Origin of the sequence: Nocardia amamiensis, from assembly GCF_015477605.1 — a bacterium.
GTDB lineage: Bacteria > Actinomycetota > Actinomycetes > Mycobacteriales > Mycobacteriaceae > Nocardia > Nocardia amamiensis_A.
The window spans coordinates 485908-504239 of the sequence record NZ_JADLQX010000001.1 but is presented as its reverse complement, the minus strand read 5'-3'; the positions used below and the strand labels follow the sequence as shown (position 1 = coordinate 504239).

14 protein-coding genes and 1 pseudogene are annotated in these 18332 nt (G+C 68.1%); 6 read left to right on the top strand and 9 right to left on the bottom strand.

Going from position 1 to position 18332, the window contains the following annotated elements; all coding sequences use genetic code 11:
• Position 1 precedes the first annotated feature (1 nt).
• The 3 genes and pseudogenes from IU459_RS02255 to IU459_RS02245 form a co-directional block, all read right to left on the bottom strand.
• A pseudogene (locus tag IU459_RS02255) lies at positions 2 to 881 on the bottom strand (SDR family NAD(P)-dependent oxidoreductase).
• Positions 882 to 936: 55 nt separating this feature from the next.
• Positions 937 to 1950 (bottom strand): hypothetical protein, encoded by a 1014-nt coding sequence (locus IU459_RS02250; RefSeq protein ID WP_228837180.1) that lies wholly within the window; start codon positions 1948 to 1950, stop codon positions 937 to 939.
• 203 nt (positions 1951 to 2153) lie between these two features.
• Entirely contained in the window at positions 2154 to 2933 is a 780-nt protein-coding gene (locus IU459_RS02245) for a DUF5666 domain-containing protein (RefSeq protein ID WP_195127715.1), read from the bottom strand.
• Positions 2934 to 3493: 560 nt separating this feature from the next.
• Here IU459_RS02245 and IU459_RS02240 point away from each other — a divergent pair.
• Positions 3494 to 4726 carry an MFS transporter gene (locus tag IU459_RS02240; RefSeq protein WP_195127714.1) on the top strand — a complete coding sequence of 411 codons (1233 nt, stop codon included), beginning with the start codon at positions 3494 to 3496 and terminating at the stop codon, positions 4724 to 4726.
• A gap of 25 nt (positions 4727 to 4751) precedes the next feature.
• Here the strand turns inward: IU459_RS02240 and clpB are convergent, their stop codons facing one another.
• On the bottom strand, positions 4752 to 7307 hold the full coding sequence (clpB, locus tag IU459_RS02235) for an ATP-dependent chaperone ClpB (RefSeq protein ID WP_195127713.1): 2556 nt from the start codon (positions 7305 to 7307) through the stop codon (positions 4752 to 4754).
• A gap of 323 nt (positions 7308 to 7630) precedes the next feature.
• On the opposite strand from clpB, the gene IU459_RS02230 reads away from it, so the two are divergent.
• The 4 genes from IU459_RS02230 (at position 7631) to IU459_RS02215 (ending at position 11688) form a co-directional block, all read left to right on the top strand.
• Entirely contained in the window at positions 7631 to 8566 is a 936-nt protein-coding gene (locus tag IU459_RS02230) for an NADP-dependent oxidoreductase (RefSeq protein ID WP_195127712.1), read from the top strand.
• 58 nt (positions 8567 to 8624) lie between these two features.
• Complete coding sequence (locus IU459_RS02225) at positions 8625 to 9509, top strand: LLM class flavin-dependent oxidoreductase (RefSeq protein WP_195127711.1); 885 nt, start codon at positions 8625 to 8627, stop codon at positions 9507 to 9509.
• Between the two features lie 226 nt (positions 9510 to 9735).
• On the top strand, positions 9736 to 10893 hold the full coding sequence (locus IU459_RS02220) for an FAD-binding oxidoreductase (protein ID WP_195127710.1): 1158 nt from the start codon (positions 9736 to 9738) through the stop codon (positions 10891 to 10893).
• 30 nt (positions 10894 to 10923) lie between these two features.
• Positions 10924 to 11688, top strand: coding sequence for an FAD-binding oxidoreductase (locus IU459_RS02215; RefSeq protein WP_195127806.1), 765 nt, complete (start codon positions 10924 to 10926; stop codon positions 11686 to 11688).
• A 20-nt stretch (positions 11689 to 11708) separates the two neighbouring features.
• Here the strand turns inward: IU459_RS02215 and IU459_RS02210 are convergent, their stop codons facing one another.
• The 5 genes from IU459_RS02210 to dnaK all read right to left on the bottom strand — a co-directional run bounded on the left by IU459_RS02210 (position 11709) and on the right by dnaK (position 17534).
• On the bottom strand, positions 11709 to 12878 hold the full coding sequence (locus IU459_RS02210) for an FAD-binding oxidoreductase (protein ID WP_195127709.1): 1170 nt from the start codon (positions 12876 to 12878) through the stop codon (positions 11709 to 11711).
• A gap of 530 nt (positions 12879 to 13408) precedes the next feature.
• Positions 13409 to 13828 (bottom strand): heat shock protein transcriptional repressor HspR, encoded by a 420-nt coding sequence (locus IU459_RS02205; protein WP_195127708.1) that lies wholly within the window; start codon positions 13826 to 13828, stop codon positions 13409 to 13411.
• Positions 13828 to 14982 (bottom strand): molecular chaperone DnaJ, encoded by a 1155-nt coding sequence (dnaJ, locus tag IU459_RS02200; protein ID WP_195127707.1) that lies wholly within the window; start codon positions 14980 to 14982, stop codon positions 13828 to 13830. Before dnaJ ends, IU459_RS02205 begins: the two co-directional genes overlap by 1 nt.
• 24 nt (positions 14983 to 15006) lie before the next feature.
• Positions 15007 to 15687, bottom strand: a complete 681-nt coding sequence (gene grpE, locus IU459_RS02195) for a nucleotide exchange factor GrpE (protein ID WP_195127706.1) — start codon at positions 15685 to 15687, stop codon at positions 15007 to 15009.
• Positions 15684 to 17534: a molecular chaperone DnaK gene (gene dnaK / locus IU459_RS02190; RefSeq protein WP_195127705.1), complete on the bottom strand. Its 1851-nt coding sequence runs from the start codon at positions 17532 to 17534 to the stop codon at positions 15684 to 15686. Before dnaK ends, grpE begins: the two co-directional genes overlap by 4 nt.
• Positions 17535 to 17827: 293 nt before the next feature.
• On the opposite strand from dnaK, the gene IU459_RS02185 reads away from it, so the two are divergent.
• The gene (locus IU459_RS02185) at positions 17828 to 18265 is read left to right on the top strand and encodes a winged helix-turn-helix transcriptional regulator (RefSeq protein ID WP_195127704.1); all 438 of its coding nucleotides are present in this window, start codon (positions 17828 to 17830) and stop codon (positions 18263 to 18265) included.
• The last annotated feature ends 67 nt before the right edge of the window (positions 18266 to 18332 follow it).

Sequence of the window (18332 nt, the reverse complement as noted above, 5' to 3'; positions counted from 1 at the left end):
TCTAAGTCCTTCCGCGTGCGTTGAACAGCCCGCGATTCAGTCGGGGCCGCCAGGGTTCGCGGGATCATTCCGCCGACGGTAGTGAGCGCTTTGTACTGCATACCGGGCACGCTGAGCACCCGATCCTTCTCCAGATCACGCAGCGAACCGGCCACTACCTGGTCGACGCTCAGCCACAGCGCTTTCGGCAGCGACGACATCTCGATGCCGGCTCGCTCATGGAATTCGGTGTGCACGAAGCCCGGGCACAGGGCCTGGACCCGCACTCCGGTTCCGGCCAATCCGCCTGCCAACCCTTCCGTGAAGGATACGACGTAGGCCTTGGACGCCGAATACGTCGAGCCTCGTCCGGGGACCAAGCCCGCGACACTGGCCACGTTGACCACGCGGCCGTTCGCCGCGGCGATCATCGACGGCAGCGCCGCCCTGGTGAGCTGGACCACCGACGTCACGTTGACGTCCAGCTGCGCCTGCAACTGCTCGGGCGGCACCGTCCAGAATTCCCCGGAGTGCGCGAATCCCGCGTTGTTGACCAGGAATTCGACGCCGTCGGCCAGCCGCGCGGCGACCTGCTCGCGGTCGGGCGCCCGCGCCAGATCAGCGACGAGCACCTGCGAGCGAGTGCCGAAGCGGTGCTCGAGGTCGGCCGCGAGGGCCTCGAGACGCTGCTCGTCCCTGGCGACCAGCACCAAGTCGTAGCCGAGCGCGGCCAGCCGACTCGCGTAGCCGTGACCGATGCCCGAGGTCGGTCCGGTGACCAAGGCCACCGGACAGGCCCCGCCGGGCGGCTGCCTCGCCTTCGCTCGGCCCGGCGCGGAGCTGATGACGGACTTCGTCCGGCTGCGCCTGTTCTGCAGACGTGGATGCGGGTGGTCGGTCATGACAGCGCGATGGGCCGCAGCCGAGCGGAGCCGGCTGCGCTGGGCGCGCGGCCGGTCACTTCGGCACGGGTCCCTGATAGGGCCGGAACCCCGGGTGGAACGGGCCGCCGGGCGGGTCGCCCGCACCGGACCGGTTCTCCGCGGCGGGCTGCGCGTCGCGCTCCTCGCGCGCCAGGTCCTCCTCGCCCGCCCAGTCGTCTTCCCGGACGCGGGCGCGCGCGTCCGGCACCACGGCGAGCGAAGGACGCCGCGGAGGTTCCGGCCTGGCTTCGTCCACCGCGGACAGCGGCGCTCGTTCGTTCGCGTAGACGTCGTCGTCGAACGGCTGCTCGTCGCTGTCCGACTCCCCGCGCACCCGCGGCATGGCCGGGCTGCCCGTCGCGTCGTCCTCCGCATCCCGCTGACGCTCGCGTGCACGCGGACGGCTCGGGTCGTGCCCGCCGCCGTCGAAGCGCGGCTCGCTGACCGGGGGCAACACGTGCAGCAGGCCGGACAGGCGCAGCACCGCGTCGATCCCGTTCTCCCAGTCCTTCGGGGACGTGCCGACCGACAGCATGCCCAGCGTCCAGTTGCCCTCGCTCCAGAGCATCTGCACGGTGTCCGACAGATTCTCGATGAAGGCGACCATGCGCTGATCCACAGCGTGTCTGGCGATTTCGGGGTTGGTCGCGAAGACCACCCGGCCCCCGATGGCGCCGAGCAGTTCCAGATCGTGGTCCTTGGGTGGTGCGGCGGTCTTCAGCCGCATGTCCACGTCGATGTCCGAGCCGATCTGCCTGCGCACGGCGACCAGGGTCGCGGCATCCTCCAGGTCGAACAGAACGAACTTCTCGCCCTTGCGGATGCCGGAGACCACGTCGACCGCGGACAGATAGCCCAGTTTGGCCATCGCGCCACGCCGCCACGTGGACGGCAGCGCGGGCTCGACGGACACGTAGGTGTAGCCCTGGGACTTCGCCCAGACCTGTCGCGCGTGACCGGTCCGCTGCCGCTGGAGCCGATCGAAATACAGCAATACGATCGCGCCCACAAGCGCGATCGCCGCCAGTCCGAACCAGATTGCCGTCATCGCCGCCTAGCCTAACGGGCGCGGCCGGACATAGTCCGTCATTGCCCCCGCGCCGGGCCGGACCGAGCGGAGGCGGCCGCATAACCGGCGCGGCCGGACATAGTCCGTCGTCGACCTCATGCCCCGAGCGAAGGCGAGGCCGCCACCCCTGCGGTGCAGCCGGACATGGTCCGTCGCCGCCGGCACGTGGCGTATCCGGTCGCTCATCGCGGGCCGCCGGGCAGCGAGGTGCCGATAATGACCTTGGCCTGAATCGATCCGTCCGCCGCCTTGTCACCTTGGATCAGCACGAGTTCGCCGGTGGGTAGATCGGACACCTTGGTGCCCGACAGCGAGATCACCTGGGTGTTCGCGTCGGTGCGCACGGCAATGGTGTCGCCGAGCACCGTGCTCACAGTCAGCGTGCCCCCGTCGTTGGCCGTGATGGTTCCCATGGTCGCGCCGAGGCCATCGACATCGCCGAGGCCGGGCACGCCCGGCAGCCCGCTCGGCGGGGTCGGCGCACCGGTCCTCGTGCCGGGAACCGACCTGGTCGTGACCGGCGCCGACGAAACCGCCGCCGTGTCACTCGAACCCGAGTCGCTGCCGCCCAACAGCAACCCCGCCGCCACGCCGACCGCGCCGATCAACAGGACGACGCCTAGACCCAGCGCGATCCACAGGCCGGTATTGCGCCGTGGTGGCCGCGGCTGTTCCGGCGGAGCGCCGCCGCCGGGCGGCACCGCCGTGCCCGGCCACCGGTTGTCACCACCGCCCTGGTAGGCGGCCCACTGAGCGTCGTAGGACGGAAACTCTCGCGTGGCATTCGGCCCCGGCGGCGCCCACCCCCCGTACTGCTGGGTCGGAGGGTATTCCGATGGGGCGCCGGTGCCGTACGCCTCGGTGTGCGCCAGTTCCTCGTATCCGGACTTGCCCGGCGGACCGAGGTACTCGGTCGGCGCATCTTCCGGCCGTTGTCCCCACGGATCGTTCGGGTTGGTCATGCATTCCAGCGTAGGCCGTGTTCAATTCGCAGCGCCTGCAGCGCGGCGTGTTCGCGGCACCCTTACGGCCGCGTACGGACAATGCTTGGTTTCGCTTCGCTAGTGTGCGGGCCTGAAATCAGGCAAATGCACACCAGGTAATCGGCCGAACCCGAGTCGGCCGGGCCGGCGCTGTTGGTTGCCGCAGCCGGGGACATCGGCGACCTGCCGTGGTGGTACGAGCACCGGCCGATCTCGGATCGACAGTTCCGGATCAGGCGGCCGGATCGCTTTTCCACACGCTGCCATCGCCGAACTTCCCCTCGGGCCGCGGCACGCGAAGTTTCTCGCTGTGCTGGATGACCCGATCGGTTTGCATTCCGACGATCCGGCGGTTGCTCGCCGAATCGGCATCGCGGCCTGAGCGAACCTGCCCTGCCTGGTGACAAAGTATGCGGCGCTGGACATTACACCTACCGCTATCGTGACGGGATGGGCTCGGTCTATCGCGTCGACGTGGAGAAACCAATGCGCCACATCGAATCCGGGGTAAGGGTCGACATCACCACGGCGGCAGGCGAATGAGGGAACCGCGGACCATAACTATCCGCGTAGACCGGAATTTCGCGTTGCTGTGGTCGGGTAACGCGGTCTCGCTGGTCGGGTTCTTCGGAGTGCGCCTCGCCTATCCGCTGCTGGTCTTGTCGGTGACCCACTCCCCCGCACTCGCGGGCTGGGTCGGGTTCGCGGTAACCGTACCGAGTCTGATCTTCCAGATCCCGGCGGGCATCACCGCGGACTATGGCAATCGGCGACGAACCCTGCTTCTCTGCCAGTCGGCCGGGCTGGCGGCGACCTGCTCGGCCATCGTGGTGGTCATGTTCGAGATGCCTTATCTCGCACTGCTTCTCATGCTCACCGCCTTCGTCGAGGGCACTGCCTATGTCTTCTTCGAAGCCAGCGAACTGACCTCCATCCGTGACATCGTCGACGACGAGCATCGCGGCTCCGCGTTGTCGCTGTTCGAGGCCGAACAGCCCGTCGCCTTGGTGGTCGGCCGGGCCACCGGTGCTGCCGCCTACGGCCTGGCGCCATGGCTGCCCTTCGCCGTGAACGCCGCGTCGTACGTTTTCTGCCGGGAAACCCTGCAGTCGATCCGATGGGGTACTGCCGCGCAGCCACCGCAGCGCGAACGGTCCGGTCCGGGAGCATGGAACCTTATCCGGGATGGTGCCCGGATTATCTGGAACGAACCGTTCCTGCGCACCACGACCGTGATCGGCGGACTGTCGAACCTGGTCATCCAGGTGGGCATCCTGCTGATCATGGTTGAACTCGAGGGCGGCGACGGGCCGGCGTGGACGATCGGCGTCGTCCTCGGCGCGGCCGGTGTCGGCGGCATCATCGGCTCCGCCATCGCGACGAAGCTGAGCAGACGGTTCGGCCGCACCCGGGTCTACCGTAGCGCGCTGTGGGCCTGGGCGGCGCTGCTGCTACTGATCGCACTGAGTTCCAACCCTGTGGTGCTCGCGGTGGCCTGGTTCGGGGTCGGCGGAGTCGGCGTCATGGTCAACGTTCTCCTGACCATCTTCCGCGTGGAGGTCATCCCCGAGAAAACCCTCGGCCGGACGGTCGGCATGCTCTCGATGGTGGTCGACGGCTCCGCCGCCTTCGGCACGCTGCTCGCGGGCTACCTCCTCAGTGGGTTCGGTACAACAGGCACCGGTGTGCTGCTGGCGGGCACCATGTTCGTCCTCGCGGTCTGTGGGAGCCGCATGACCACTTCTGCGCAGCCACGGCGCACGCGGAGCTGACGCTCCACGTGCGCCGGCCGGGTGCCTATCGCCCGACGATCAGGCCGTCACCATCGGGGCTGACCGACACCTTGACGTTGTCGCCGTCGGTGATCTCTCCGGCGAGCAGTTCCTTGGCGAGGGTGTCGCCGATGGCCTGCTGGATCAGCCTGCGCAGCGGCCGGGCGCCGTAGGCCGGGTCGTAGCCGCGGACCGCGAGCCAGAACCTCGCCGAATCGCCGACATCCAGCTTCAGCCTGCGCTGCGACAACCGCTTCTGCAGCTGATCGAGCTGGATGTCGACGATGCTCTCCAACTGTTCCTCGTCGAGGGCGTGGAAGATGACCACGTCGTCGAGGCGGTTGAGGAACTCCGGCTTGAAGGCCGAACGGACCGCGTTCATCACGAACTCGCGATCACCACCCGCACCCAGGTTGGAAGTGAGGATGAGGATCGTGTTGCGGAAGTCCACGGTGCGACCCTGGCCGTCGGTGAGCCTGCCCTCGTCGAGCACCTGCAGCAGGATGTCGAACACGTCCGGGTGCGCCTTCTCGATCTCGTCGAACAGCACCACCGTGTAGGGCCTGCGCCGCACCGCCTCGGTGAGCTGGCCGCCCTGGTCGTAGCCGACGTAACCGGGCGGTGCGCCGACCAGCCGAGCGACCGAGTGCTTCTCGCTGTACTCGCTCATGTCGATGCGGACCATGGCGCGCTCGTCGTCGAACAGGAAGTCCGCCAAGGCCTTCGCCAGCTCGGTCTTGCCGACACCGGTCGGGCCGAGGAACATGAACGAGCCGGTCGGGCGGTTCGGGTCGGCGACACCGGCGCGCGCCCGGCGCACCGCGTCGGACACCGCCCGCACCGCCTCGGTCTGCCCGACCACGCGACGCCCCAGCTCCTGCTCCATGCGCAGCAGTTTCTGCGTTTCGCCTTCCAGCATCCGGCCCACCGGGATGCCGGTCCACGAGGACACCACCTCGGCGATGTCATCGGGTCCGACCTCCTCCTTGAGCATGACCTCGCCGTCGCCCGCCGCGGCAGAAGACTTTTCGGCCTCGGTGAGCTGCTTCTCCAGTGCCGGGATGCGCCCGTAGCGCAGCTCGGCCGCCTTGCCCAGATCACCGTCGCGCTCAGCGCGCTCCGATTCACCGCGCAGCGCTTCCAACTGCTCCTTCAGCCCGCGCACCTGGTCGATCGCGTTCTTCTCGTTCTGCCAGCGGGTGGTCAGCTGGTTGAGCCGCTCCCTGGAGTCGGCCAGTTCGGCGCGCAGCTTGTCCAGTCGCTGCTTGGAGGCCTCGTCGGTCTCCTTGCTCAAGGCGACCTCTTCGATCTCCAAGCGCCGCACCGCACGCTCCACCTCGTCGATCTCCACCGGGCGGGAGTCGATCTCCATGCGCAACCGCGATGCGGACTCGTCGACCAGGTCGATCGCCTTGTCCGGCAGGAACCGGGAGGTGATGTAGCGGTCCGACAGCGTGGCCGCGGCGACCAGCGCGGAGTCGGTGATGCGCACGCCGTGGTGCACCTCGTACCGGTCCTTGATGCCGCGCAGGATGCCGATGGTGTCCTCCACCGACGGCTCCCCGACCATCACCTGCTGGAAGCGCCGCTCCAAAGCGGCATCCTTCTCGACGTGCTTGCGGTACTCGTCCAGCGTCGTCGCGCCGACCAGGCGAAGCTCACCGCGGGCCAGCATCGGCTTGATCATGTTGCCCGCGTCCATCGCCGATTCCCCGGTGGCGCCAGCGCCCACGATGGTGTGCAGCTCGTCGATGAAGGTGATGATCTGGCCCGCGCTGTTCTTGATGTCCTCCAGCACGGCCTTGAGCCGTTCCTCGAATTCGCCGCGGTACTTGGCGCCGGCGACCATCGCGCCGAGATCCAGCGCAACGACGGACTTACCGCGCAACGACTCCGGTACGTCGCCCGCGACGATGCGCTGGGCCAGACCCTCGACGATCGCGGTCTTGCCGACGCCGGGCTCGCCGATCAGCACCGGGTTGTTCTTGGTGCGGCGGCTCAAAACCTGGACCACACGGCGGATCTCGGTGTCCCGGCCGATCACCGGGTCGAGCTTGCCGGTGCGGGCGGCATCGGTGAGGTCGGTGGAGTACTTCTCCAGCGCCTGGTAGGTGCCTTCCGGATCGGGGCTGGTCACCCTCGCGCTGCCACGCACGGCGGTGAACGCCGATCGCAGCGCGTCGGCGGTGGCGCCGTACTTCTCGAGCAGCATCGTCACGTCGGAGTCGCCGTCGGCGAGACCGACCATGACGTGCTCGGTGGAGACGTACTCGTCACCGAGTTCGGTGGCCAGGCGCTGGCCGGCGGTGATCGCGGCCAGCGCCTCCCGGCCCAGCTGTGGTGATGTGGTGGCGCCGGTCGCCCGGGGGAGCCGGTCCACGATGTCCTGTGCCTCGCGGCGCACGGCCGCCGGATCCGTTCCGACGGCCTTCAGCAAGGGCGCGGCGATGCCGTCGGTCTGATCCAGCAACGCCACCAGCAAGTGCGCCGGACGGATCTCCGGATTGCCCGCGGCGGAGGCCGCCTGCAGTGCGGCGGTCAGGGCCGCCTGGGTCTTGGTGGTGGGATTGAACGAGTCCACGAGTCACCTTCCTACTAGTCGATTCGCACGGCGCCCAGCGCGATCTCGCACGACCACCGTCCGGCTCGGCACCGTTCCTATCCGTCCAACGTTCGAAAGGTTGAGTCTGTTCCACTCAAGTTTTGGATCTTTTCGTCGAGCCGTTCCGACGCTCGTGCCCGCTCGCCGGATCAAGTCGAACGCTACGCCCCGATATCGGCGAAAACGACGACTCCGACACCGCCGATGCGATGATTGCGCATGTAGATGACCTTCGGGTGCCTACGATGGCGACGGCCGTCAGTCGATGCATCACCATTCAGCCCTAGTCGAGGAGCCAACGGATGCGCGCGATCGTGGTACGGAAGTTCGGAGCGACACCAGAGCTAGCCGAGATGCCGATACCCGAGCCGGGGCCGGGAACCGTGCGGGTGCAACTCCAGGCGGCGGGGGTGAACCCGTTCGACCAGAAGGTGGCCTCCGGAATACTGGACGGCAAGCTGCCGCACGATTTTCCGATGATCCTCGGGGTGGACGGCGCGGGCACCGTGGCCACGCTCGGCGCCGGCGTCAGCCGGTTCGCGGTCGGCGACCGGGTGGTGGGCAAGTTCCTCACACCGCCGGTCGGCCACGGCAGCTTCGCCGAGTACGCGGTGCTGCCCGAAGGCGGCACCCTGGTACCGATCCCGGTCGGCGTCCCGACCGTTCAGGCCGCGGCGTTGCCGACCGCGGGGGTCACCGCGCAGGATCTCGTGGACGCCACCAATATCCAACCCGGCCAGACCGTGCTGATCGTGGGCGCCACCGGTGGCGTCGGCTCGTTCCTGGTGCAGCTGGCCAATATCGCGGGCGCGCACGTCATCGCGACGGCGCGGGGCGACTCCGCCGACCAGATCACCCGTCTCGGTGCGGCCGAGACGGTCGACTACACCGCGGGCCCGGTGCGCGACCAGGTTCTCGCCGCCCATCCCGAGGGCATCGACGTCCTGTTCGACCTGGTGAGCCCGCCCGAGGCGCTCACCGAGCTGACCGCCCTCGTCCGCGACGGCGGGACGGTCTACTCCACTACCTTCGCCGCCGACGAGGACGCCTTGCGCGCCCGGTCCATCAAGGGCGGCAACATCGAATCCAAGGGCAAAGCCCCCGAATTGGCCCGGCTCATCCAGCGGGTCGCGGCAGGCGACGTAGTGGTGCCGATCGACGCGACCGTTCCGCTCGCGGACGGTCCCGCGGTCATCGGCGCGCCCGGCGCGCGCGGCAAGACCGTGCTCGCCATTTGAGCGCCACCTCCGGCCCTGACGCTGGATCGACGTCCCGCGAGACCTCCCGGAGGTGTGCGTGAGCACCCGACCGCCCGAATTCGGCCTGTTCCTGATTCCCGAAGCCGACAACTACCGGCAGCTCACCGAGCTGAGCGCGTATGCCGACGGGTCCGGGCTCGACCTGATCGGCATCCAGGACCACCCCTATCAGCGCCGCTTCTTGGACACCTGGACGCTGATCACCGCACTCGCGGCGCGCACAACGCGGGTGAGCTTCTTTCCCGACGTGGCCAACCTTCCGTTGCGTGACCCCGCGATTCTCGCGAAATCGGTGGCCTCTCTCGATATCGTCAGCGACGGCCGGATACATCTCGGCCTCGGCGCAGGCGCCTTCTGGGATGCCGTCGCCGGGATGGGCGGGCCGCGCCGGACCGGCGGCGAGGCGGTGCGAGCCCTGGCCGAGGCGATCGCGGTGATCCGGGCGATGTGGAGCGACGAGCGATCGGTCCGCGTGCCGGGCGTGTTCTACTCGCTCGCGGGCGCTCACCCCGGCCCACGTCCGCGCCACCGTCCCGGCATCTGGGTCGGCGCGAAGGGACCGCGCATGCTCGAGCTGACCGGTCGCCTCGCCGACGGCTGGGTGCCCTCGGCCGCGTGGGCGCCGCCGGAGTTGCTCGCCGAAGCGGGCAGGCGCATCGACGACGCCGCCGCGGCAGCCGACCGGGATCCGCTCGAGGTGCGGCGGGTCTACAACGTGTCCGGGACCATCACCGCGGACGGAGCCGACCACGGCTTCCTCGAGGGCCCGCCCGAGCGCTGGGTCGACGACCTGCTGGCACTGCACCGCGACCAGCGGATCGACGGATTCGTCTTCTGGCCGACCGACGGGGAACCGGTCGAGCAGATCCGTCGTTATACCGAGCAGGTCGTGCCCGCGGTCCGTGCTGCCGCCGGGGCCTGACCGGCCGTCTCACCGCGACGACGCGGCGAGGGTTTCGGTGCGGCTCTTCCGCGACGCCCCCAGAGCGGGTCAGTGACATCGCCGTTTGCCCACCGATTACCGTTCGGCCGGGTCTTACGCCTTATACCCAACACGACCACGGCATTTTCGGGGATACTTGTCGGCGGGAGACCGCCGGTAACGGGTATGTCCCCGGGCAGAACTGAGGGAAAGGAAGCTCGACGTCGTGGATGCGCGTTCGGCTGCGCTGGTCCGCGCCAATTTTCGTTCGGTGATCGAATCGCCGAATGGACCCGAGCGGTTGGTCAGTGCGTTCTACGGACATTTGTTCGCCGAGAACCCCCGGCTGCGCGAGTTGTTCCCACCCGCCATGGACATGCAGGCCAAGCGGATAGCCACGGCCATCCAGTACGTGCTCGACCACCTGGAGGACTGGGACCGGGCCCAGAAGTTCCTGGAACAACTCGCCCGCGACCACCGCAAATTCGGCGTCGAGGCCGCGCACTACGACATCGCCGGGCGCGCCCTGCTGGCCGCGTTCCGGGTCTACAACGGCGCCGCCTGGCACCGCGGCCTGGAGGAAGGCTGGCGTGACATCACCATCCTGATCTCCGCGTCCATGGCCATCGGCGCCAACTCCGACAAGTCCCAGCCGTACTGGGAGGCGACCGTGGTCGGTCATCGCCGCGTGCTGGAGGACCTGGCCATCGTGCGCCTGCAGTCCGACGGGCCGGTGCCCTACCAGGCCGGGCAGTACGTGCCGGTCTGCGTGCCGCAGCGCCCGAAGATGTGGCGTTACCTCTCGCCGGCGATCCCGTCCAATCCGTATGGCGAGATCGAGTTCCACGTGCGCAAGATCCGCGGCGGGTGGGTGAGCCCCGCGATCGTCAACGAGACCAGGGTCGGCGACCGGTGGCAGATCGCCGGACCGCTGGGCGGCCTGCACGTCGACCGGGACAGCGGCCGTGACGTGCTGATGATCGGCGCGGGAACCGGCATCGCCCCGCTGCGCGCCCAGTTGATCGAGATGGGCCAGCGCGGCATCAACCCGCGGGTGCACTTCTTCATCGGCGGCCGTTACCCCTGCGACCTGTACGACGTGGAGAACATGTGGCAGCTGTCGCAGAGCAACCCGTGGCTGACCATCGTTCCGGTATGCGAGCAGAAGACCAACCCGTGGTGGTACCCACATCCAGCGCAGGACGCACCGTACGGCATGCACCGGCGGCTGATCGGTAACCTGGGCGCCGTGGTCGCGAGCTTCGGCGCGTGGGCGGACCGGCAGATCCAGATCGCCGGGTCGGCGCGCATGATCGCGGACACCCGGCGCGCACTCATCGCCGTCGGCACGCCCGAGCAGATCATCAGCTGCGACCCTGTGTAAATGAAGGAGGCCCCGGTGGGGGATCCGAGCATGCTCGGTAACGGCGCGCATGAGGCGCCGGAGTGGACCTCGACCGTCGTCGGCCATCATCGGCTGCGTCACGACCTCGCGGTGATCCGGTTGATCGGCGAGTTCGTGCCGTTCGCCGCGGGCCAGTCCGTCGAGGTGCGGGTGCCGCAGCACCCTGGTGTGCGGCGCAGGCTCTCCCCGGCGCTGCCGCCCTCGCTGGACGGCAAACTGGAGTTCCACGTGCGCACGGTGCCGGGCGGCTGGTGCAGCGGCGCGATCGTGGCCGACACCCAGCCGGGCGACGAGTGGCGGATCGGCGCTCCGCTCGGCGGATTCTGGGTGGACCCGGACGGCGCCGAGGTGGTGATGATCGCGGGCGGCACGGGATTGGCGCCGATGCGCGCGCAGATCCTCGATCTGGCCCGGAAGCCGGAGCCGCCGCGCACCTACCTGTTCGTCGGCGGGCGATACCCGCGCGACCTGTACGCCGAGGACATGCTGTACCTGCTGGCCGGTGAATTGCCCTGGCTCACCGTGATTCCCGTGGTGGAAAGCCCGGAGGACCCGGACTGGGTGGACGAGTGGTACGAGCAGTCCCGGGTGGACATCGGCTTCCCGCCCGACGACCTGCTGTACGGCACGCTCGCCGACGTGGTCGGCTCGCACGGCGCGTTCCTGGACCACCAGGTGCTGGTCTGCGGCTCCCCCGCGATGGTGCAGACCACCGTCGAGCGCCTGCTCGAAACCGGCACCCCGGCGGAATTGATCCAATTCGAAGGACTCTGAACAAGCTCGGCGCGACAAAGTCAGAACAGCGGATCGTGGCGGATGTTCTTGGCCATCGTCCCCGCAGCCATGAGACGGAACTTCGTGGTCTGCACCATCGAGGGCGAACCGACGATCTGGACGTCGCGGTCGGCCCAGGGACCGAAGCTCGCGACAACCTTGCCGATCTGCCCGATGACCCGCGGCTCCAGGCTCGGCCACGGGCCGCGCGGCTCGTCGGGTTCGACGTGCCACCACGGGTTGTCCTCGTGCTCGGTCACCGGCGTGACGGTGAGCCAGCGGTTGGCCAACGCCAGGTCGTTCAACGTATCCAGATCGTAGAGGTCGCACGGATGGTGGCCCCCGATGAACAGGTGCACCTTGGGATTGGTTCGCCGCTGTGCCATCGCCATGAGCTGCGCGCGCAGCGGCGCGAGGCCGGTGCCGCAGCCGACCATCAGCATCTTGCGCTTGGTGTTGCGCGGGATACCGAGTCCACCGAGCGGCGAGCCGAGCAGCCATTGGTCGCCGACAGCGGTCTGGGCGACGATGGCCGAACTGACCCAGCCGCCGAGCACACCCCGGACGTGGAATTCGATCTCACCGTTGGCGTTCGCGGGCACGGCGGGTGAGAGGTACCGCCACATCCGCGGCCGCGACGGAATCTGCACGCTCAGGTACTGGCCCGCGGCATACCGCATCGGCTGGTCGAGTTGCAGCCGGACGACGATCAGGTTGCGCAGCACCTCGCGCCGCTCGATGACGGTGCCGGTCCACACCGGCGGCGTGCTCTCCTTGTCCGCCGCGCCGATCATGGTGTCGGAGATGATCTTCAGGCCCTCGTCCCAGGCCCGGTCGACCTCGTCGGTCCACATCTCGGTTCCCGCGAACACCTTGACGGCCGTCTTCAGCGCGCCGGCCACGGCGGTGTAGTGCACGGCCTGCACGCCGTATTTACGGTGGTCCCTGCCCAATTGGGCGAGGAAGGGTAGGAGCTTCTCGGGCTCCTCCAACCGGTCCAGCGCGTAGGAGATCGCCTTGACCAGGCGATCGCGCTGGGAGTCCATCGCGGCCGGAAAGAAATCGCGGACGTGCGGGTAGTCGGTGAACAAGATCGCGTAGAACGATCTGGCCAGTTTTTCCGGCCCCCCATCCTCCGCAGCAACCGCCTTGAATGTGGTTCTGATCAAAGCGACAGTGCGTGAATCCATTGCTCTCACAACCCCATTTCGCACTCGTACACGAATCATGCCGACGAGTGAGGTGCTGCGGGGCCACTCGACAGCAGCCGATGGCAAGGAGTGTAGGCGAGGTTTGCCAGCTACGGAATCCTTCGATGGAACATCACGCGTGTAATTTCGGTAAAACGAGGGCGCCAAGCGAGACACGCCAGAGAAACCGACTGCAAGACGGCGGATCTGGCGCCAAATCGGCCGGATGCCCGCCGAATTTACATGGCCCGCTTGGAAAATTACGTCCCGATCGGTCTGTTCCAGCGACTGCAGGGCAACATTCGAACCGACGCCGCGACCACGGAACATCCGTACGCCGCCGATACCGTCGACCAATCTATGGTGAAATCTCCCAGGTGATTCGACGCGAAAATCGCGTGATTTGTACGATATACGACGTACATATCCCGGTTTACCGCCAGCAAATCAGACGGCGGCCCACCGATACGGCAAGGCCCCCGGACTCGGATCGCGATGCGCGATCGGAGGCCGGGGGCCTGGTGGTGTGGTTACCGCCGGCGGTGGCTGTCGTCGCGGCGATTGCGCGGCTGCCAGACGACCAACGCGGTACTGCGTTGCGGAGGCGAGAGATCGGGACGGTAGCCCGCCCGCATCCGCTCCAGCTCGGCCGACAGCTCGGCGACCTGCTGGCGCAGGTCCTCCACCTGATTGGTCAGTTCGATGATGCGCTTGATGCCCGCCAGGTTGACGCCCTCGTCCTGGGACAGCCGCTGCACCTCGCGCAGCAGCTCCACATCCCTGGCCGAGTAGCGCCGCCCGCCGCCCGAAGTGCGTTGCGGCGTAACCAGTCCCAGACGGTCATACGTGCGCAGCGTCTGCGCGTGCATGCCGGCCAGCTGGGCCGCCACCGAGATCATGAAGAACTCGGCGCGCGCCCCACCGGACGCGTTCTTCGGTTCAGAGGACATCACGCACCCGCCCATCCCGCACGTGGATCGAAACCACTGGCCCGCTCCGCCTCCTGGTAGCGCTGGAGCGCATCCACGGCGTCACTGTCCAGCTTCTGCGGCACCGCCACCTTGACGGTCACCAGCAGGTCACCCGCGCCGCCACCGCGCTTGGGCACGCCGCGGCCGCGCACTCGCAGGATACGGCCGTCGGCGGTGCCCGGCGGCACCTTGACGCCGACCCGGCCCTCCAGCGTGGGCACCGAAACCGTGGTGCCGAGCACCAATTCGCTGTAGCTGACCGGAAGTACCAGGGTCAGGTCGTCGCCGCTGCGGCCGAAGACCTTGTCCTGGCTGACGTGGACCGTGACGTAGAGGTCGCCCGAGGGCGCCCCACGCAGCCCCGCCTCGCCCTGACCGGCCAGCCGGATCCGTTGGCCGTCACCGACTCCAGGGGGAATCCGCACCGTGATGGTGCGTGTGCGGTTCTGGATTCCGCTGCCGCGGCAGTCGGCGCACGGATCGTCGATGATCGAACCGCTGCCCCGGCACTCGTCGCACGGCTCGCTGAAGCCGAACGCGCCCTGGTTGCGGCTGACCACGCCGTTTCCGTTGCAAACCGGGCAGACTCGCGGACTCGTCCCCGGCTTGGCGCCGCTGCCGTGACACGTGGTGCACGGCGAGGGGCTGGTCATCCGCAGCGGAACCGTGACGCCCTGGGCGGCCTCCCGGAAACCGAGGGTCGTCTCGGTCTCCACGTCGGAGCCGCGCCGGGGGCGGCTCGAGGTCCGCGTGCCGCCCCGGTTGAACAGACCGCCGAGCAGGTCGCCGAGGCCACCGTCGCCTGCGGTCGCGCCGCCGAAGATGTCCCCGAGGTTGAACTCCTGCGAGAACCCGCCCGCGCCGGAACCGAAGCCGCCCCGGCTGTATCCGCCGCCCGCGAAGAGCTTGCGTGTGTCGTCGTACTCCTTGCGCTTGGCCGGATCCGACAGCACGGCATGCGCCTCGCTGACGGTTTTGAACCGCTCCTCGGCTTTGGTATCACCGGGATTGGCGTCCGGGTGCAAGTCACGCGCGAGCTTGCGGTAGGCCTTCTTGATCTCGTCCTGCGAGGCAGTGGAGGAAACACCCAGCTCCTTGTAGAAGTCCTTTTCGATCCACTCCCGTTGGCTCACCGAGCATCTCCTCCTCTCGCGTCCTTAATTGTCGTTCGCGCCGGCATCAACGTCCGATGCCTCTTCCGTCACCCGATCAGCGGTCTCTGCCTCGCCGGCTTCCGTCAGATCGGCCACGCCATCGGTTACCCCGACGAGCGCGTGCCGAAGCACCCTATCGCCGAAGCGATAGCCCTTGCGCATCACAATGCCGATCACCGGATCGTGGCCGGAACCCTCGTGCTGCACGGCCTCGTGCAGGGTCGGGTCGAAAGGCTCGCCCTCCGAACCGAACTCCTCGAGACCCTGCTTTTGCAGCGCGACCGCCAGCTTGTCGGCCACCGACTTCAGCGGACCCGACTCCAGGTCGCCGTGCGCCCGCGCCCGGTCGAGATCGTCGAGCACGCCCAGCAATTCGGTGACCACCGACGCCTTGGCGGCGTCGATCGTGGCCTTGCGGTCGCGCTCGACCCGGCGCCGGTAGTTGGCGTACTCCGCGGTCAGCCGCTGCAGATCGGCGGTGCGCTCGGCGAGTTCGCCGCTGATGGTCTCGGCGAGTGCCTGAGCATCCACGCCGTTGTCCAGTTCAGCGCCGTTGCCCGACGGGGCCGGACCGGCCGCGGCGCCGTTGTCCGCGACCGGTTCGCGAATCTCCCCGGTCTCCGGGTCGATCTTCCGGTTGTCGACGAAGGTGATCGGTTCCTTCTCGGCGTTTCCCTCGCTCACTTCTTCTCCGTGTCGACCGGCTCGTCCACAACCTCGGCGTCCACGACCTGGTCATCCGACGCGGCGCTCGACGCCGCGCCGTTGCCGGAGGCCGCGGCATCCGCGGCCGAGGCCTCGTAGATGGCCTGGCCGAGCGCCTGCGACTCGGTCGCCAGCTTCTCCACGGCCGCCTTGACCGCGGCGATGTCGGTGCCCTTGAGGGCCTCGTTCGCCTCGGCGATGGCCGCCTCGACCTTGGTCTTGACGTCCGCGGGGACCTTGTCCTCGTTCTCCTTGATGAACTTCTCGGTCTGGTGCACCAGCGACTCGGCCTGGTTGCGGGTCTCGGCCTCCTCGCGGCGGGCCTTGTCCTCGGCGGCGTGCGCCTCGGCGTCCTTGACCATCCGGTCGATCTCCTCCTTGGACAGGCCGGAGCCGTCCTGGATCTTGATCGTGTTCTCCTTGCCGGTGCCCTTGTCCTTCGCGGTGACGTGCACGATGCCGTTGGCGTCGATGTCGAAGGTGACCTCGATCTGCGGCACGCCGCGCGGGGCGGGCGGGATGCCGGTCAGCTCGAAGGAGCCGAGCAGCTTGTTGTGCGAGGCGATCTCGCGCTCGCCCTGGAACACCTGGATCTGCACCGACGGCTGGTTGTCGTCGGCGGTGGTGAAGGTCTCCGAGCGCTTGGTCGGGATGGTGGTGTTGCGCTCGATGAGCTTGGTCATCACGCCGCCCTTGGTCTCGATGCCCAGCGACAGCGGGGTCACGTCGAGCAGCAGGACGTCCTTGACCTCACCCTTGAGCACACCGGCCTGCAGTGCGGCGCCGACGGCGACGACCTCGTCCGGGTTCACACCCTTGTTGGGTTCCTTGCCACCCGTGAGCTCGCGCACCAGGTCGGTGACGGCGGGCATGCGGGTGGAACCGCCGACGAGCACGACGTGGTCGATGTCGGACACCTTGATGCCCGCGTCCTTGATCACGGACTGGAACGGCGCGCGGGTGCGGTCGAGCAGGTCCGAGGTGATCTTCTGGAACTCGGCGCGGGTCAGCTGCTCATCGAGGAACAGCGGGTTCTTGTCGGCGTCGACGGTGATGTAGGGCAGGTTGATCGAGGTGCTCTGCGAGGAGCTGAGCTCGATCTTGGCCTTCTCGGCGGCCTCACGCAGCCGCTGCATGGCCATCTTGTCCTTGGTCAGGTCGATGCCCGAGCTGCCCTTGAACTTGTCGACCAGCCACTTGACGACCCGCTCGTCCCAGTCGTCGCCACCGAGGTGGTTGTCACCGGAAGTGGCGCGAACCTCGACGACGCCCTCGCCGATCTCCAGCAGCGACACGTCGAAGGTACCGCCACCGAGGTCGAAGACCAGGATGGTCTGCTCCTTGTCGCCCTTATCCAGGCCGTACGCGAGCGCGGCCGCGGTGGGCTCGTTGACGATGCGGAGCACGTTCATGCCCGCGATCTGGCCCGCCTCCTTGGTCGCCTGACGCTGCGAGTCCTCGAAGTAGGCAGGCACGGTGATCACCGCGTCGGTGATCTCCTCACCGAGGTAGGCCTCGGCGTCGCGCTTCAGCTTCATCAGCACGCGGGCGCTGATCTCCTGCGCGGTGTACTTCTTGGCGTCGATGTCCACCGACCAGTCGGTGCCGATGTGCCGCTTGACAGAGCGAATGGTGCGGTCGACGTTGGTGACGGCCTGGTTCTTGGCAGGCTGGCCGACCAGCACCTCGCCGTTCTTCGCGAACGCGACGATCGACGGGGTAGTGCGCGATCCTTCCGAGTTCGCTACGACGACCGGCTCGCCGCCTTCGAGAACGGCGACGACCGAGTTCGTGGTCCCGAGGTCGATTCCGACCGCACGAGCCATTGTGTTTCCTCCTAGTTGACGTACCAATCTGTGTCGGTGCTGGGCGAACAACCGCCCTTCGGCGCCCATACCGGACGCCGCGAGACCTCGCCCCTCGCACCTCACGGAGCACGGCCCCAGCAACACTGAGCGTGGTCGGCTCAATCCTGCATCGGCAGGAGGCCGGGAGTCAACCGAAACTTGAGTCGATCACACTCAATCTTGTCGAAATGCTCAACGGAGGACCCGCGCGAATAATTCCCGGAGCCGGTGGCGAATGGCGCGCCGACCGCTGAACTGGGCAGAATCGGCCCATGGACGACAGCGCGCCGGCCCCGACCGACTGCGGCGATGCCGAGGCCGACTACGACGTGCTGCAGTGGGACACCAGGGTGGACTGCGAAGTGCGCCAGATTTTGGACCGGGTGGCGGACAAGTGGTCACTGCTGGTGATCGCGCTGCTGGACCAGCGCAGCCTGCGGTTCACCGAACTGAAGCGCGCGATCGACGGGGTGAGCCAGCGGATGCTCACCAAGACCCTGCGGCATCTGGAACGCGACGGCCTGGTGCTGCGCAGCGTGTACCCGACCATCCCGCCGCGGGTCGACTACGCGCTCACCCCGCTCGGCGCGAGCCTGCACACCACGATCAAGGCGCTGGTCACCTGGACCGAGTCGCATCAGAACGAAATCGCCTCGGCCCGCGACGCCTATGACCGCCGCACGGCCGAGGAAGCCGCGGTCGGCGCGTGACGGTGCAACCCGTTCCGGCACGGTGTGCGCGCACTAGGGTGACGACCAGGGTGGCCTGATCGGGCCG

What these genes read in the sequence shown, in the direction of transcription:
- IU459_RS02240 (WP_195127714.1), top strand. Translation starts at nt 3,494, where the DNA reads ATGAGGGAACCGCGGACCATAACTATCCGCGTAGACCGGAATTTCGCG.
- IU459_RS02215 (WP_195127806.1), top strand. Translation starts at nt 10,924, where the DNA reads ATGCTCGGTAACGGCGCGCATGAGGCGCCGGAGTGGACCTCGACCGTC.
- IU459_RS02250 (WP_228837180.1), bottom strand. Translation starts at nt 1,950, where the DNA reads ATGACGGCAATCTGGTTCGGACTGGCGGCGATCGCGCTTGTGGGCGCG.
- dnaK (WP_195127705.1), bottom strand. Translation starts at nt 17,534, where the DNA reads ATGGCTCGTGCGGTCGGAATCGACCTCGGGACCACGAACTCGGTCGTC.
- IU459_RS02205 (WP_195127708.1), bottom strand. Translation starts at nt 13,828, where the DNA reads ATGTCCTCTGAACCGAAGAACGCGTCCGGTGGGGCGCGCGCCGAGTTC.
- IU459_RS02245 (WP_195127715.1), bottom strand. Translation starts at nt 2,933, where the DNA reads ATGACCAACCCGAACGATCCGTGGGGACAACGGCCGGAAGATGCGCCG.
- IU459_RS02185 (WP_195127704.1), top strand. Translation starts at nt 17,828, where the DNA reads ATGGACGACAGCGCGCCGGCCCCGACCGACTGCGGCGATGCCGAGGCC.
- IU459_RS02230 (WP_195127712.1), top strand. Translation starts at nt 7,631, where the DNA reads ATGCGCGCGATCGTGGTACGGAAGTTCGGAGCGACACCAGAGCTAGCC.
- IU459_RS02210 (WP_195127709.1), bottom strand. Translation starts at nt 12,878, where the DNA reads ATGGATTCACGCACTGTCGCTTTGATCAGAACCACATTCAAGGCGGTT.